This is a genomic window from Streptomyces sp. NPDC055078, assembly GCF_053607985.1.
Genome location: NZ_JBSGUP010000135.1, coordinates 1 through 15,390, shown reverse-complemented (window position 1 = coordinate 15,390; position 15,390 = coordinate 1). Strand labels below are relative to the sequence as shown.

The 15,390-nt window shown below is 71.5% G+C and carries 13 protein-coding genes; 3 read left to right on the top strand and 10 right to left on the bottom strand.

Annotated elements, in window-relative coordinates:
- Positions 1 to 75: 75 nt before the first annotated feature.
- The 4 genes from ACWF94_RS14590 to lipB all read right to left on the bottom strand — a co-directional run bounded on the left by ACWF94_RS14590 (position 76) and on the right by lipB (position 3,252).
- Entirely contained in the window at positions 76 to 795 is a 720-nt protein-coding gene (locus tag ACWF94_RS14590; RefSeq protein WP_453487699.1) for a DUF4191 domain-containing protein, read from the bottom strand.
- Positions 796 to 805: 10 nt separating this feature from the next.
- The gene (locus ACWF94_RS14585) at positions 806 to 1,024 is read right to left on the bottom strand and encodes an SCO2195 family GlnR-regulated protein (protein ID WP_453487698.1); all 219 of its coding nucleotides are present in this window, start codon (positions 1,022 to 1,024) and stop codon (positions 806 to 808) included.
- Positions 1,025 to 1,309: 285 nt separating this feature from the next.
- On the bottom strand, positions 1,310 to 2,275 hold the full coding sequence (locus tag ACWF94_RS14580; RefSeq protein WP_453487697.1) for a lipoyl synthase: 966 nt from the start codon (positions 2,273 to 2,275) through the stop codon (positions 1,310 to 1,312).
- A 182-nt stretch (positions 2,276 to 2,457) separates the two neighbouring features.
- Positions 2,458 to 3,252 (bottom strand): lipoyl(octanoyl) transferase LipB, encoded by a 795-nt coding sequence (gene lipB / locus ACWF94_RS14575; RefSeq protein WP_453487696.1) that lies wholly within the window; start codon positions 3,250 to 3,252, stop codon positions 2,458 to 2,460.
- A gap of 227 nt (positions 3,253 to 3,479) precedes the next feature.
- Between lipB and ACWF94_RS14570 the strand changes: the two genes are divergently transcribed.
- Positions 3,480 to 4,955 (top strand): regulator, encoded by a 1,476-nt coding sequence (locus ACWF94_RS14570; protein ID WP_453487695.1) that lies wholly within the window; start codon positions 3,480 to 3,482, stop codon positions 4,953 to 4,955.
- A gap of 148 nt (positions 4,956 to 5,103) precedes the next feature.
- Here ACWF94_RS14570 and ACWF94_RS14565 read toward each other — a convergent pair whose 3' ends face one another.
- Together ACWF94_RS14565 and ACWF94_RS14560 are read right to left on the bottom strand one after the other, a co-directional pair.
- The gene (locus ACWF94_RS14565) at positions 5,104 to 6,417 is read right to left on the bottom strand and encodes an NAD(P)/FAD-dependent oxidoreductase (protein WP_453487694.1); all 1,314 of its coding nucleotides are present in this window, start codon (positions 6,415 to 6,417) and stop codon (positions 5,104 to 5,106) included.
- Between the two features lie 641 nt (positions 6,418 to 7,058).
- Positions 7,059 to 7,958, bottom strand: a complete 900-nt coding sequence (locus ACWF94_RS14560; RefSeq protein WP_453487693.1) for a TIGR01777 family oxidoreductase — start codon at positions 7,956 to 7,958, stop codon at positions 7,059 to 7,061.
- A 36-nt stretch (positions 7,959 to 7,994) separates the two neighbouring features.
- On the opposite strand from ACWF94_RS14560, the gene ACWF94_RS14555 reads away from it, so the two are divergent.
- On the top strand, positions 7,995 to 8,510 hold the full coding sequence (locus ACWF94_RS14555) for an N-acetyltransferase family protein (RefSeq protein ID WP_453487692.1): 516 nt from the start codon (positions 7,995 to 7,997) through the stop codon (positions 8,508 to 8,510).
- Between the two features lie 9 nt (positions 8,511 to 8,519).
- Here ACWF94_RS14555 and ACWF94_RS14550 read toward each other — a convergent pair whose 3' ends face one another.
- On the bottom strand, positions 8,520 to 9,041 hold the full coding sequence (locus tag ACWF94_RS14550; RefSeq protein WP_453487700.1) for a DUF4240 domain-containing protein: 522 nt from the start codon (positions 9,039 to 9,041) through the stop codon (positions 8,520 to 8,522).
- Positions 9,042 to 9,265: 224 nt separating this feature from the next.
- Here ACWF94_RS14550 and ACWF94_RS14545 point away from each other — a divergent pair, with 224 nt between their 5' ends.
- Positions 9,266 to 10,219 carry an SDR family oxidoreductase gene (locus tag ACWF94_RS14545; RefSeq protein WP_453487691.1) on the top strand — a complete coding sequence of 318 codons (954 nt, stop codon included), beginning with the start codon at positions 9,266 to 9,268 and terminating at the stop codon, positions 10,217 to 10,219.
- On the opposite strand, the gene ACWF94_RS14540 is transcribed toward ACWF94_RS14545, so the two are convergent.
- From ACWF94_RS14540 to aceE, 3 genes are all read right to left on the bottom strand, one after another.
- Positions 10,210 to 11,259 carry a helix-turn-helix transcriptional regulator gene (locus tag ACWF94_RS14540; protein ID WP_453487690.1) on the bottom strand — a complete coding sequence of 350 codons (1,050 nt, stop codon included), beginning with the start codon at positions 11,257 to 11,259 and terminating at the stop codon, positions 10,210 to 10,212. The genes ACWF94_RS14545 and ACWF94_RS14540 overlap by 10 nt on opposite strands.
- Positions 11,260 to 11,453: 194 nt before the next feature.
- A complete protein-coding gene (locus ACWF94_RS14535) occupies positions 11,454 to 12,332 on the bottom strand; it encodes a MerR family transcriptional regulator (RefSeq protein WP_453487689.1) in 879 nt (292 codons plus the stop codon).
- Positions 12,333 to 12,472: 140 nt separating this feature from the next.
- Positions 12,473 to 15,142 (bottom strand): pyruvate dehydrogenase (acetyl-transferring), homodimeric type, encoded by a 2,670-nt coding sequence (aceE, locus tag ACWF94_RS14530; protein ID WP_453487688.1) that lies wholly within the window; start codon positions 15,140 to 15,142, stop codon positions 12,473 to 12,475.
- Between the last annotated feature and the right edge of the window lie 248 nt (positions 15,143 to 15,390).

Below are 15,390 nucleotides of genomic sequence, written 5' to 3'. Positions count from 1 at the left end.
CCCTTCACGTACGGCGCCCTTTCACGTACAGCACACGTCACGTACAGCACACGTACGCCCCGGGCACAGCGCTCGTCAGCGCATTTTCCCGCCGCCGCGCGGCATCCGCATGCCCTTCGGCATCGGACCCTTGGGCAACGGCATGTTGCTCATCAGGTCGCCCATCGCCCGCAGCCGGTCGTTCGCCGCCGTGACCTGCGGGCCGGTGAGCACCCGGGGGAGCTTCAGCATCGTCGTACGGACCTTCTTCAGCGGTACCTGGTCCTCGCCCGTGCCCACGATGATGTCGTGCACCGGCACATCGAGCACGATGCGCGCCATCTTCTTCTTCTCGGCGGCCAGCAGCGACTTCAGCCGGTTCGGGTTGCCCTCGGCCACCAGCACGATGCCCGCGCGGCCGACCGCCCGGTGCACCACGTCCTGGTTGCGGTTCATCGCGACCGCGGGGGTCGTGGTCCAGCCGCGGCCCACGTTCTGCAGCACCGCGGCGGCGGCGCCCGGCTGGCCTTCCATCTGGCCGAAGGCCGCCCTCTCGGCGCGGCGGCCGAAGATGATCGCCATCGCGAGGAACGCCAGCAGGAAGCCGAGAATGCCGAGATAGATGGGGTAGTCGATCCAGAAGCCGATCGCGAGGAAGACACCGAAGGTGACGATTCCCACAGCCGCGATGATCAGACCGATCTTCGGGTCGGCCTTCCGGGTCATCTTGTACGTCAGAGCGATCTGCTTCAGTCGCCCCGGGTTAGCAGCAGCCTCAGCGCTGTCAGAGTTCGATTGTTTCGCCTTCCTCGCCATAACCGGAAGTTTACGTGGCCTGGGAAGTACGACCAGCCACGGCCTCCAGTACATGCTGTGCCTCGACCCGGTCCCGGGCCCGGCGGCGGTCTTCGAGCACGGCCGTCCACGCGTTGCGGCGTGCGGTGCGCTGCCCGCCGCGCAGCAGCAGGAACTCCATGGCGCGCAGTGCGTCGGTGACGGACGGGATGGCGGTTGCGCGTACGGGACGTAGTGGCGCGGCCTGCATGGCGGAGATCCCCTCGGGGTGGGTGGCGAACAGGGGGCTGGCTGTATGTGCTGCGTGCGCTGTGCGTGAGAACAGGCTTACGGATTGGTGTTACCAGCGCGTGACCCACCGGTCAAACACCGATGAATCCTTGACAGGGCGACCGGAAACGTTGACGCGGCCCGTACACCGTCCCCACCTGCGGGGAGAGTACGGGCCGCGTCGAACACGCCGCTACCGGTCGGTAATGTCTTGTGCCCGACTTCACACGGTCGACTTCACACGCTCGACCTCAGACGGCCTGCGTCACACGGCCTGCGGGCTCGCCACCGCCGCCCGCCGCTCCATCGCCTGGCCGAACAGCCTGCCCGCCCGGTACGACGAACGCACGAGCGGACCCGACATCACACCGGAGAAGCCGATCTGCTCGGCCTCCTCCTTCAGCTCCACGAACTCGTGCGGCTTCACCCAGCGCTCGACCGGGTGGTGCCGTACCGAAGGACGCAGATACTGGGTGATCGTGATCAGCTCGCACCCGGCCTCGTGCAGTTGCCGCAGCGACTCGCTGACCTCCGCGCGCTCCTCGCCCATGCCCAGGATCAGATTCGACTTGGTGACCAGGCCCGCCTCACGGGCGCGGGTGATGACCTCAAGCGAGCGCCCGTAGCGGAAGCCGGGACGGATGCGCTTGAAGATCCGCGGCACGGTCTCGACATTGTGGGCGAGCACCTCGGGCCGGGAGGAGAAGACCTCGGCCAGCTGCTCGGGGACGGCGTTGAAGTCGGGGATCAGCAGCTCGACCTTGGTCTGGCCGCCCGCGCGGTCCGCCGTCATGGCGTGGATACGGCGCACGGTCTCCGCGTACAGCCAGGCGCCGCCGTCCTCCAGGTCGTCGCGGGCGACGCCGGTGATCGTGGCGTAGTTCAGATCCATCGTGACGACCGACTCGCCGACCCGGCGGGGTTCGTCACGGTCGAGGGCCCCTGGCTTGCCCGTGTCGATCTGGCAGAAGTCACAGCGCCGGGTGCACTGGTCGCCGCCGATGAGGAAGGTCGCCTCGCGGTCCTCCCAGCACTCATAGATGTTCGGACAGCCCGCCTCCTGGCACACCGTGTGCAGTCCCTCGCTTTTGACGAGCTTCTGCATCTGGGTGTACTCGGGGCCCATCTTGGCGCGGGTCTTGATCCATTCGGGCTTGCGCTCGATGGGGGTCTGGCTGTTCCGGACCTCCAGGCGCAGCATCTTGCGTCCGTCGGGTGCGACAGCGGACACGTCGGCGCCCCTTTCTGATCGCTGCATTCGGTTCTGCGGCGCCCACCAGGGTACGCCCGTCACTCGTTCGGCCCTACGTATGGGACTCGCTCGGCCCTACGTTCGGGCAACCCGCCGCCGTCCGGGCGCATTCCCCGCCGGCCGTGCGGACTCGCTCACACCGGCGTCCCGGCGGCTCGCGCTCATACCGCGGTCCCGACGGCCCTCGGCTGCGGCACCGCGTGCTCCAGGACGTACCGCAGATGCTTCTCCACCACGGGGAGCACCTCGGAGATCGTGATGTCCCGGCCCAGCTCCCCGGCCAGCGACGCGACGCCCGCGTCCCGGATGCCGCAGGGCACGATCCGGTCGAACCAGGTGTTGTCCGGGTTCACATTGAGCGCGAAGCCGTGCATGGAGACGCCCTTGGCGATCCGGATGCCGATGGCGGCCAGCTTGCGGTCCTCATGGCGCTGGCCGGCGTTGGACGGCGCGTACTCGGGGCCGTTCAGCCGGGGGTCGAACTCGTCGTCCCGCAGCCTCGGGTCGAAGTCCAGCGAGAGACCGCCGAGGGACTTCCGCTGTTTCACCGGGTCGCCCAGCACCCACACCCCGCTGCGGCCCTCGACCCGGCTGGTCGCCAGGCCGAACTCGGCGCAGGCGCGGATCAGGGCCTCCTCCAGTCTGCGGACATGGGCGACGACATCCACCGGGCGCGGCAGCTTCATGATCGGATAGCCCACCAGCTGCCCCGGGCCGTGCCAGGTGATCTTGCCGCCGCGGTCCACATCCACGACGGGTGTGCCGTCCAGGGGGCGCTCGCTGTCCTCGGTGCGCCGTCCGGCCGTGTACACGGGCGGGTGCTCCAGCAGGAGGCAGGTGTCGGGGACCGAGTCCTCGAAGCGGGCGGCGTGGACCTCGCGCTGCTTCTGCCATGCTTCCTGGTACTCGACGGCATCCGCGCCGAATCCCAGCCGGACGAACCGCAGCTCACTCACGGCACAGCCTCCCTAGAAACCTCGCCCCGCACATTCGCACCCCAGCCACTGTACGGCGGCTCATCCGAGCGTGGCGGGGGAGGTGCGACCCGTCAGCGCTGCCCCCAATCCTCACACGATCGGATGAATGTGGGGCGAACGTGGCAGTACTCACGGTAAGGGCCGCTAAATTCACGCCGTTCCATGAGGGCTGCGACCGGCCCGGAAGGCAGGAGACCGCACAGCTGATGACGGAACGACCTCCGCAGCGCATCCCCAATCGCCAGCTTGCCGCACTCATCCAGGAAGCCGGGTTCTCCAATGCGGGCCTCGCCCGCCGGGTGGATCAGCTCGGGCTCGAACACGGTCTGGACCTGCGTTACGACAAAACGTCCGTGACGCGCTGGCTGCGCGGCCAGCAGCCGCGCGGGACGACCCCCGCGCTGATCGCCGAGGTGTTCACCAGACGGCTGGGGCGGCGGCTGTCCGCGCAGGATCTCGGTCTGGACGCCTGCGCGCCCGTCTACGCGGGGCTGGAGTTCGCGTCCACACCCGAGGAGGCCGTCGACATCGTCAGCGGTCTGTGGCGCAAGGACTCCGGCAGCCACGCCGAACTGCGGAAGATCGCCTTCACCCCGGCGGGGCTCGTGGTGCCCAGCCGCGACTGGCTCATCGGGCGCGCGGACGAGCGCGTGAGCCGGGGGGAGGCCCCGCCCGCCTCCCGGGTGCCCCACCAGGGCGGAAGCGTCGTGCCCCACCAGGGCGGGGGGACCGTCCCCCGCCAGCGGGCCGGCGAGCGGGGCACCGACCGGGGGCCCGGCCAGCGCGTCTCCAGCGGTGATATCTCCGCCCTCCGCTCGGTCGGCGAACTGTTCCGCACCCTCGACCAGGCATACGGCGGAGGGCATGCCCGGCAGGCGCTGGTGCGGTATCTGGAGCACGAGGCCGAACCGATGCTCCGCGGTACCTACGGGGAGGTCGCCGGGCGGCGGCTGTTCGCCGCGGTCGCCGATCTGACCCGGCTGGCCGGGTGGACCTCGTACGACATCGCCGCCCATGGGCTCGCCCAGCGCTACTTCGTCCAGGCGCTGCGACTCGCGCAGGCGGCGGGGGACCGGGCGTACGGGTCCTACGTACTGGTCACCATGAGCCGTCAGGCGGTCTATCTCGGCCATGGCCGGGAAGCCGTGCAGCTCACCCGGGTCGCGCAGCAGGGCGTCGGCCCGACGGCGCCGCCCGTCGTCCAGGCCCTGCTGCACGCGGTCGAGGCGCGCGGACACGGGGTGCTGGGGGAGACACGGGCCTGTACGGCGTCACTCGTACGGGCGGAAAGAGCGCTGGAGTCGGCCCGGCCGGGGGACGAGGTGCCGCACTGGGCCCGGTTCTTCGACGAGGCGCAGATGGCGGACGAGTTCGGGCACTGCTACCGGGACCTCCAGCAGTACCGCTCGGCCGTGCAGCACGCCGAGCGCTCCCTCCAGCTGCGCCCGCCGGGACTCGCCCGGAGCCGTCTCTTCTGCCGCGTCGTCCTGGCGTCGGCCCGGCTGGGTCTCGGCGAACTGGACCAGGCGTGCGCGCTGGGCGCGGAGTCGGCGCTCCAGGCCGCGGAGATGCGCTCCGCGCGCGCGGTGGAGTACGTACGGGAGTTTGAACGCAGGCTGGAGCCCTACCGGGACGCCGCGGCGGTGCGCGGGTACCGGGACCGGGTGGCGGCGCTGGGGTGAGGAACGGGTGTGCCCGGGGGTGTTGGTGCCCCGGGCACACGTGTGTGTCCGGGGCAGCTGCGACCGGGCGTCGCCGCGTTTCCGGGTCGCCGCGTTCCCGGGCACCGTCGGGTGTCCGGTGGTGCCGGGTCCGGCCAGGGGTTCCTTGTCAGGCGGCCGAGCGCAGAGGGGCTTGGCGGGGCCGGAGCGCGAAGTCCTGGAGGACCGCGGTGGCCGCGCGGCGGGAGGAGAGCAGGGCGCCGTGGACCGTGCTGGTGGCGCGGTGGTCGCCGCAGACGTAGAGGCCCGACAGGACCCGCACCGGACGGCGTACGTCATGCGGCGGGGGCATCGCCGGGACCGCCTCCGGGGTGTGGTGGACCGCCAGCAGCTCCCAGTCGTCCGTGGGCACGCCGTACAGTCGCGCGAGATGGGTGCGTACGCTCCGGTCCACCGAGTGCGGCGGGGTGCCGAGCACCGTCGAGGAGATCAGCACCCGGCCGCGCGGTGCGCGCGAAGGGTCGACCTCGCTGATCACCGACGTATGGGAGACCGGTCCGCCGTCCGCGTCCAGCACGAGCGCCGCGCCCGTCGGCGGGGCCTCGGGCGCGGTGTGGTGCAGCACCGTCACGGGGTGGAAGGGCGGCACCCGCAGTCCCGGCAGCAGTTCGGCCGCGTCGCGCGCGCCGGTGGCCAGGACCAGGGCGCGGCAGGTGAGTTCGCCGTACTCCTCCGTGCTGACCCGGTTGATCGACGCGTCCTTGACCCGTACCCCCGTGAGCACCGTGCCGGGCGGCAGATCCGCCGCCAGCCGCTCCGGCAGTACCGAGGCGCCGCCCTCCGGTACGCACAGCTGGCCGCGGGCGAAGCCCCGCAGGGCGAGATCCGCGCACCGGCTCGATGTCATCAGCTCCGGATCGCACAACAGCGCCGACAGCAGCGGGCGCAGAAATCCGTCCACCGTACGGGCCGGCAGGGCGCGGGTCGCGAGCGCCTCCGCGGTGGACCGTTCGGGGCGGGCCGTCAGACGCTCCACCGGAGTACTCGCGAGGCGGGCCAGCGACGCGCCGAGCCGGGCCTCGTCCAACGGGCGGGGGGCGCTCGCAAGGGCGCGTGCAACGTTGAATGCGCCCCGCGCGCTCCGCTGTTGTCCGGTCCGGCGGACGGTCTCCCCCATGCGTTGCAGCCGCCCGCCGCTGTGGACGAGCACCCCCGGGGAGAACGGCCGCAGGGGTACGTCCCCGAGGCCCGTCGCCCGGTGCAGTGCCGGGTACGCGGTGCTGAGCAACTGGCCCACGCGGTCGAGCCGGAAGCCGTCGAGGTCCTGGGTGACGAGCCGGCCGCCCGGCCGGGGAGCCGCCTCCAGAACGCTGACACTGACCCCCGCGCTGGTCAGCTGACGGGCCGCCGAGAGGCCGGCGATACCGGCCCCGACGATGATGACGTCCGCATGGTCCGTACGGTGAGCGGTGCTGATGAGCACGAGCCCCTCCCCGAGGTAGGCGCGGCTGGTGGGGCGGGCCCCAGCAGGCTCCCGGAATACCCGAGTTCGGACTGAGGGTAGGGACGGGGCGGGGGCGGGGGGTGCGCGCATGCGGTGGGGCACCGGTGCGTCGGGGGCGCATAGGGCTGTCGCGCCTGGGCCTGTGGGGGCGTGCTGCCCCTGGGTCTGTCTGGGCCTGCCGTCCCTGGGTCTTGGTCCCTCGCATCGGCCCGGTTCGTGAGCCCCGGGTTCCTGCCGGGGCTCCGCCCCGGACCGCCCCCTACGCCCTGCGGGCGTGGGGGGACCCCCAGCGCCTCAAACGCCGGCGGGGCTGGATTGTGGTGCAGGTATCCCAGGTGGGGCTGGATGTGGTGTCCGCTGCCCCCAGCGCCTCAAACCCCAGGCGGGGCTGGGTGTGGTGCCGTGCCTCTAGGCGGGGGTGGGTGTGGTCCCGTGTCCCCGGGCGGGGCTGGGTGTGGTGCCTCTGCCTCCAGGCAGGCCGGGCTGAGGTGCGGTCCGTCCCGGGTGGGGCGAGGGGGGTGATTGCAGCCCGTCCGGCGTTTGAGGACGGAAACGGTGCGTGGCGGTGCCCGCGCCGGCGGTGGGGCCGGGAGCCTTGGGCCCTGTGGTGACCGGGCGCGTCAGCGCAGGGCCGCGGCGATCGCGGTGTCGATGGTGGGGAAGGCGAAGGAGAAGCCCGAGTCGAGGAGCTTTCGGGGGAGGGCGCGCTGGCTGCTCAGGACGTCGGTGGACATGTCGCCGAGGGCGAGGCGGAGTGCGGGGGTGGGGACGGCGAGGACGGTGGGGCGGTGGAGGGCGCGGCCCATGGCCTTGGTGACGGCGTGGTTGGTGACGGGGGTCGGAGCGGTGCAGTTCACCGGGCCGGAAAGGGCGGGGGTGTCCAGGATGTGGCGGAGGGCGGCGACCTCGTCGTGGAGGGAGATGAAGCTCCAGTACTGGCGCCCGCTGCCGAGCCGCCCGCCCAGGCCCGCCTTGAAGAGGGGGAACATCCGCCCCCACGCGCCGCCGTCGCGGGAGACGACCAGACCGGTACGGGCGAAGACGGTGCGGATTCCCGCCTCGGCCGCCGGGTCCGCGGCCTCCTCCCACTCGACGCAGACGTTCGGAAGGAAGCCGTCCCCCGGCGGCGCGCTCTCGTCCACCGCGCGGTCCCCGGTGTCGCCGTAGTAGCCGACGGCGCTGCCGCACAGGAGCACCCGGGGCGGGGTGTCCAGGGAGGCGACCGCTTCCGCGATGGCCGCCGTGCCCAGGACCCGGCTGTCCCGGATCTCCTTGCGGTACGCGTCGGTCCAGCGGCGGTCGCCGACTCCGGCGCCGGCGAGGTTGACCACGGCGTCGCAGCCCACCAGGCCCGCCGCGTCCACATACTGCCGGTACGGGTCCCACTCCACCTCGTCCCCCGCGCGCGGGGGACGCCGCACCAGGCGCACCACGTCGTGTCCGTCGGAGCGCAGTGAGCGCACCAGAGCCGTGCCGATGAGACCGGTGGAACCGGCGATCGCGATCCGCATGGGTCCCATCCTGCCCCGGCCCGCCCCCATGACACAGTTGCCCCCATGCCCGAGTCGCGCATCCGCCCCGCACGCCTCGCCGATGACGCCGCCCTGGCCCGTCTCGACCGCGACACCTGGTCGACCCTGCACGCGGTGACGCCGAGGCCGCTGCCTCCGTACGATCCCTTCTTCGACTCCAGCCACCGGCCCGAGGACTATCTCGTGGCGGAGGCCATCGAGGCCGGGGCGAAGGGCACGGACAGGTCCGTCATCGGCTACATCCGGCTCGTCCCGCCCACCGCGCTGGCCTGCAATCAGCACGTCCGCCAGATACAGGGCCTGGCGGTGGACGGCCGGGCGCGGGGGCGCGGGGTCGGGCGGGCGCTGGTGCGGGCCGCCTGTGGCGCCGCGCGGCGGCAGGGAGCCGTACGTATCACCCTGCGCGTGCTCGGGCACAACGCACCCGCACGCGCGCTGTACGAGGCGGAGGGATTCGCCGTCGAGGGCGTCCTGCGGGGGGAGTTCTGGCTCGACGGTCGCTATGTCGATGATGTGGTGATGGGGCGGGCCCTGTCGTAGCCGGACCGGTCAGCCGGGTCCGAAGCGTTCCCACAGCCGGGGGAAGCGGCGCGCGAGCGCGGCGTCGTCGTCGAAGCCGAAGGGCGTGCCCGCCGGCTCCGCGGCCTGCGGCGGGATGCCCAGATCCGGCGCGACGACGCCCGTGAGCTGCTCGTATGCCTCGTCCGCCGCGTATCCCAGCTCCTCGCCGTCACCGTCGATGTCGTCGTCGAACTCCACCAGCAGTTCGGCGAGAGCGTCCGGTTCGTGCAGCGCGCCCTCGAAGACCTCCCGGCCCTGGCCGATCAGCCAGCAGCGGAAGTAGTCGAACGCGTCGTCACTTGCGCCGTTCAGCAGCACGGCCGCCGCGCCCCACAGATCCCAGGTGTACGCGCGGTTGTAGCGGGCCTCGAAGTGGCGGGCGAAGTCCAGCACGGAGTCGGGGTCGAGCTGCATCAGGCGCTCGACCAGCAGATCGGCGTGTTCCTCGGGGTCACCCTCGGCGGCCTCACGGGTGCTGTCGACGATCTCCCAGAACTCCGTCTCGTCCATCACGGGACCAGCATCGTGGTTGGCGGGGGGCTGCGCACGCGGAGCCACCGAAATGCTGACGTTTTCGATGACGGTTCGATGACGGCGGGGACGGCATTCGAGTACGGCGTGCGAAGAGCCTGCCCGGTTCGGCCGAACGCGGACAGAAGATGTCGGGTATTCGTGCGACCGTCGTCGATATGACAGGCGATACGACAGGCGATACGACAGGTATGACGGCAGGTATGACGGCAGGTACGACGACAGGTACGACGACAAGCAGGACGACAGACACCGCACTCGCCGGGAAGGTCGCGCTCGTCGCCGGGGCCACCAGAGGCGCGGGCCGTGCCATCGCCGTCCAGCTCGGGGCCGTGGGGGCGACCGTCTACGTGACCGGCAGGACCACCCGCGACCGGGTCAGCGAGATGGGCCGGACGACGGAGACCATCGAGGAGACCGCCGAACTGGTCGACGCGGCGGGCGGCACCGGCATCGCCGTACCGACCGACCATCTTCAGGTCGAGCAGGTACGGGCGCTGATCGCCCGGGTCGACGGCGACCACGGCCGGCTCGACATCCTCGTCAATGACATCTGGGGCGGAAACACCCTGCTCGACTTCGGCACCAGGATGTGGGACATCGAGCTGGAGCGCGGGCTGCGGATGATCGACCTGGGCGTCCGCAGCCACATCATCACCAGCAGTGTCGCGCTCCCGCTGCTCGTCCGCCGGCCCGGCGGACTGGTCGTCGAGGTCACCGACGGCACCGCCAGGACCAATGAGGGGTTCCGCGAGAACTTCTACTACGACCTGGCCAAGAACACGCCGATCAGGATGGCGTACATCCTCGGTGAGGAGCTGAAGTCCGTGGGCTCCACGGCGGTGGCGGTCACCCCGGGCTTCATCCGCTCCGAGGAGATGCTCGACGTCTTCGGCCTCACCGAGGAGACCTGGCGCGAGGGGATCCCCAAGCAGGAGCACTGGGCGCTCTCCGAGTCGCCCGCCTACCTCGGGCGGGGCGTCGCCGCCCTCGCCGCCGACCCGGACGTCACCCGCTGGAACGGGCAGTCGCTCGACAGCGGACAGCTCGCCGGGGAGTACGGCCTCACCGACACCGACGGCAGCCGGCCGGATGTCTGGGGCTACATCCTCGCGCAGCGGGCGGGGGAGAGCCCCGACCTGGCCGACTACCGGTAGCCCTCCTCGTACAGCTTCGCCATCCGCGCCGCCGCCTCCGCGAACATCTCGCGCAGTTCCGGCGGCTCAAGCACCTCCAGGTCCGGTCCCAGGGTGAGGAGCTGGGCGTACGCCACCGGGAGGGACTCGACCGGCAGGGTGAGCGTGGTGCGGCCGTCGGGGTCGGGTGGGCCGGCTGCCGCGAGGGCCTCGCGGGCCGCCATCCGGTCCGTGACGTACGGCAGCCGCCGCGCCCCTTCCTCCGTCACCTTGACCACCGCTTCGGCGCGGAGGATGGAGCGGGCGAACTGGGCGGCGCGCTCCTCCCAGAACCCGGGCAGGTCGAACGCCTCGTCGCGGGAGAAGTACCGTCCGTCCGGGCTCCCGCCGGCCACCGGGTTCACGGCGGCCACCGGGTCCACGCCGGCCACCGGGTCCACGGCGGTGTCCTCGACCGACGCGAACCGGTCGATCCGGTAGACCCGGAAGCTGTCGTCCACCCGGGCGCACAGATACCAGACCCCGGCCTTGAGGACGAGCCCGTACGGCTCCAGCTCCCGTTGCACCTCGGAGCCCTGGCGGTTGCGGTAGGCCGCCCGGACCCGGCGGTCCTCCCACACCGCCTCCGCGATCGCGGGCAGCAGCGGCGGGGTCTCCGGCGGCTGGTACCAGCCGGGGGCGTCCAGGTGGAAGCGCTGGGCCGCGCTCCGGGGGGCGTCGCTCAGGGAGGGCAGCAGCGCCGCCGACACCTTGAGCCGGGCGGCGGACGCCGCGTCCTCCAGACCCATGTCGCGCAGCGCGCCCGGCAGCCCGGACAGGAACAGGGCTTCTGCCTCGCTGCGGCCGAGGCCGGTCAGCCGGGTGCGGTAGCCGCCGATCAGCCGGTAGCCGCCCGCCCGGCCCCGGTCGGCGTAGACGGGGACGCCCGCCTCGGACAGGGCGAGGGCGTCCCGGGTGATGGTCCGCTCGGAGACCTCCAGTTCGCGGGCCAGCTCGGCCCCGGTCATGGAGGGCCTGGACTGGAGGAGCAGCACCATCTTGATCAGCCTGGCAGCACGCATGAACCCATGATGACGGAGAGCCCGCGCGGGCCCGTCCCGGGCGCTCCTCCCGTACGGGACCGGGAGCGTCCGGGCCGGGTCCGTGCCTGTACGGGAGCCCGCGCCCGGACCGATGAATCCGAACGGTCCGGCGATCGCGGTCGCGGTGCCCGCCCTCGGACCTCAGCGGGCCGTGCCCGTCGTACCGACCCGGCTCAGGCCAGTGGCTCCTGGAGTTCGGTCACCCACTGCTCGGGGTCATCCGGCGTTTCGAGGCTGACCTCGCGCGCGTATCCGACCCCGCGGTGCCCGCCCGCCTCGATCCAGCGGGCCAGGACCTGTGCCGTGGACACGACCGCGTTCATCGAGCCCCGGTGCACGATCGTCGCCGCGCGCTCGATGGCGGGAAGCTCCACGATCCCGAAGCCCGGATCCGGCCGGGGCGTCACCGGAGATGTCACCAGAGATGCCACTGAAGACGTCACTGAAGACGTCACCGGAGACGTCACCGGAACGGGCAGGGAAGCGTGCACCAGGATCGCGCCGTCGCCTTCCGGGGCATCCTCGTAGTGCGCCACACCGGGGCCGGACGGCACCACCCCCGCCGCCGCCACCCGCCGCGACAGCTCGTCGAACAGCGGGCCGATCACCGGGCCGATGTGCTCGGGGCCGTAGCCGGGCGCGACGGCCGTCAGCTCCGCCACCCGGGCCGCCGGGACGCTCTTGACGATGACGTCGTCGGCGGGCATCCGCCCCTCGCTCTCGATCGAACGCAGCCGCGCCTCGACCTGGCCCAGGGTCGCCGCCGCCCTGGTCACCGTCTCCGCCAGCTCCGCCCGCCGCAGGACGAGCATGCCGCGCAGCTCCTCCGTACTCACCCGGTCGTCGAGGATGCGGCGCACCTGTTCCAGCGTGAAGCCGAGATCCTTCAGGGCGATGACCCGGTTGAGGCGGGCGAGCTGGGCCGCCGAATAGTAGCGGTAGCCGGTGAAGGGGTCGATACGGTCAGGGCGCAGCAGGCCGATCGCGTCGTAGTGGCGCAGCATGCGGGCCGACACCCGGCCGTGGCGCGCGAAGTCTCCGATGGTGAACATGAGCCCCTCACTCCATGCCTTCACACGGTGTCAGGGTCAAGGATGACAAAAAAGATCACCCCCCGGCGGCCAACGAGCCGGGGGGTGAGTCCTTGGGATGGTGCGGTGCGGTGGTGCAGTGGCGCGGTGGTGCGGTGCGGTCAGAGGCCGTAGCGCTCCCGGGCCTCCTTGACCGCCGACGCGGGGATCTCGCCCCGCCGGGCGAGCTGCGCCAGCGCGGCCACCGTGATCGAGGGGGCGTCCACCCCGAAGTGGCGGCGGGCCGCCTCGCGGGTGTCCGAGATCCCGAAGCCGTCCGTGCCGAGCGAGGTCCAGTCCTGCTCGACCCACTGGCTGATCTGGTCCGGTACCTGGCGCATCCAGTCACTCACCGCCAGCACGGGGCCCGGTGCGCCGTCCAGCACCTGCCGGACGTACGGGGTGCGCTGCTCGCCCCGGAGCTGGGCCGCGTCGGCCTCCAGCGCGTCCCGGCGCAGCTCGCCCCAGGAGGTCGCGGACCAGACGTCGGCCGTGACACCCCAGTCGGCGGCGAGCAGTTCCTGGGCCTCAAGGATCCAGTGGATCGCCGTACCGGACGCCAGCAGCTGGACCCTGGGGGAGTCCTGGTACGGGGCCACCCCGGCCCGGAAGCGGTACAGCCCCCGTACGATGCCCTCCTCGACGCCCTCCGGCATCGCGGGCTGCGGTTTGGGCTCGTTGTAGACGGTCAGGTAGTAGAAGACGTCCTCGGCCTCGGGGCCGTACATCCTCCGCAGTCCGTCCTTGACGATGACGGCGATCTCGTACGCGAACGCCGGGTCGTAGTTGAGCGACGCCGGGTTCGTCGCCGCGATCAGATGCGAGTGGCCGTCCGCGTGCTGGAGCCCCTCGCCCGTCAGCGTCGTACGGCCGGCGGTCGCGCCGACGATGAAGCCCTTGCCGAGCTGGTCGGCGAGCTGCCACATCTGATCGCCCGTGCGCTGCCAGCCGAACATCGAGTAGAAGATGTAGAAGGGGAACATCGGCTCGCCGTGGGTCGCGTACGACGTCGACGCGGCGATGAAGTCCGCCATGGAGCCGGCCTCGGTGATCCCCTCGTTGAGGATCTGGCCGTCCGTGGCCTCCCGGTAGTACATGAGCTGGTCACGATCGACCGGCTCGTACGTCTGGCCCATCGGGGAGTAGATGCCGGCCGACGGGAACAGCGACTCCATACCGAAGGTACGGGCCTCGTCGGGGACGATCGGGACCCAGCGCCTGCCGGTCTCCTTGTCCCGCATCAGCTCCTTGACCAGCCGGACGAAGGCCATGGTGGTGGCCATCTCCTGCTTGCCCGAGCCCTTGTGCAGGGCGGTGAACGCGCGGTCCTCGGGCATGGCCACCGCGACCGGGTGCACCCGGCGGGCCGGGGCCGGGCCGCCGAGGGCGGCGCGGCGCTCCTGGAGGTAGCGGACCTCGGGGGAGTCGGCGCCGGGGTGGCCGTAGGGCACCACTCCGCTGTCGAAGGCGCTGTCGGCGATCGGGAGCCCGAGCAGATCGCGCATGCCCTTGAACTCGTCGATCGTGAGCTTCTTCATCTGGTGGTTCGCGTTCTTCGACGCGAAGCCCTTGCCGAGGGTGTGGCCCTTCACGGTCTGCGCGAGGATCACGGTCGGCGTGCCCTTGTGGGCGAGGGCCGCGCGGTACGCCGCGTACACCTTGCGGGCCTCGTGGCCGCCGCGCGAGGTGTAGAAGCACTCGGCGATCTTCGCGTCGCCCACCAGCCGCGCCAGCTCCACGAGCGCGGGCTCGGCGCCGAAGAAGTGCTCACGGATGTACGCGACATCCCGGGTGGCGTACGTCTGGAACTGCGCGTCCGGCACCTCGCGCAGCCGGCGGACCAGGGCACCCGTGGTGTCGAGCGCGAACAGCTCGTCCCAGGCGGAGCCCCACAGGGATTTGATGACATTCCAGCCCGCGCCCCGGAACTGGGCCTCCAGCTCCTGCACGATCTTGAAGTTGGCGCGGACGGGGCCGTCGAGGCGCTGGAGGTTGCAGTTGATGACGAAGGTCAGATTGTCCAGGCGCTCCCGGGCCGCGAGCGCGAGGGCCGCCGTCGACTCCGGCTCGTCCATCTCGCCGTCGCCGAGGAAGGCCCAGACATGCGAGTTCGCCGTGTCCTTGATGCCCCGGTTGTGCAGATAGCGGTTGAACCGTGCCTGGTAGATCGAGGAGAGCGGGCCGAGACCCATGGAGACCGTGGGGAACTCCCACAGCCAGGGCAGCCTGCGGGGGTGCGGATACGACGGCAGGCCGTTGCCGCCCGCCTCCTGGCGGAAGTTGTCGAGCTGCTCCTCGCTCAGGCGTCCGTCGAGGAAGGCGCGGGCGTAGATGCCGGGGGAGGCATGGCCCTGTATATAGAGCTGGTCGCCGCTGCCGTCGCCTTCCTTGCCCCGGAAGAAGTGGTTGAAGCCGGTCTCGTAGAGCCAGGCGGCCGAGGCGAAGGTGGCGATATGGCCGCCGACGCCGAGCCGGGAGCCGCGCGTCACCATCGCGGCGGCGTTCCACCGGTTCCAGGCGGTGATCCGGGCTTCCAGCTCCTCGTCGCCTTCGGGGGCCGGCTCGACGGGGGTGGGGATGGTGTTGACGTAGTCCGTCTCCAGCAGCCGGGGGACGGGGACTCCGGCCGCCTCGGCGTGATGGAGGGTGCGGCGCATCAGATACGCGGCCCGGTGCGGGCCCGCGTGCTGGGCGACGGCGTCGAGGGAGGCCGCCCACTCGGCGGTCTCCTCGGCGTCGCGGTCCGGGAGCTGGTCGAGCTCGCTCGGAAGCTTGCTGAGGGGGTCGGTCATGATCGCCGCCTTCCGGACAGGAGGGGGGTGGTGAAAAGGGGGCCTTGTCTGGCAGGACAGGGCGTGGGGGGTGAACCCGATCCCGACTCTAAGCTGCTGATCGATGATCGATCAAAGTATTCGGACATAAAAGTTCTCCGTAGGGCGAAATTGGCATTCCGTGCCGCGAAATGGGGCACGGGGTGCCGTCTCGCTGGCGCTCGGGCTGACGGGTGTCGCGTGCGGCTGCCGCCAGGGCGTTCGGGTGC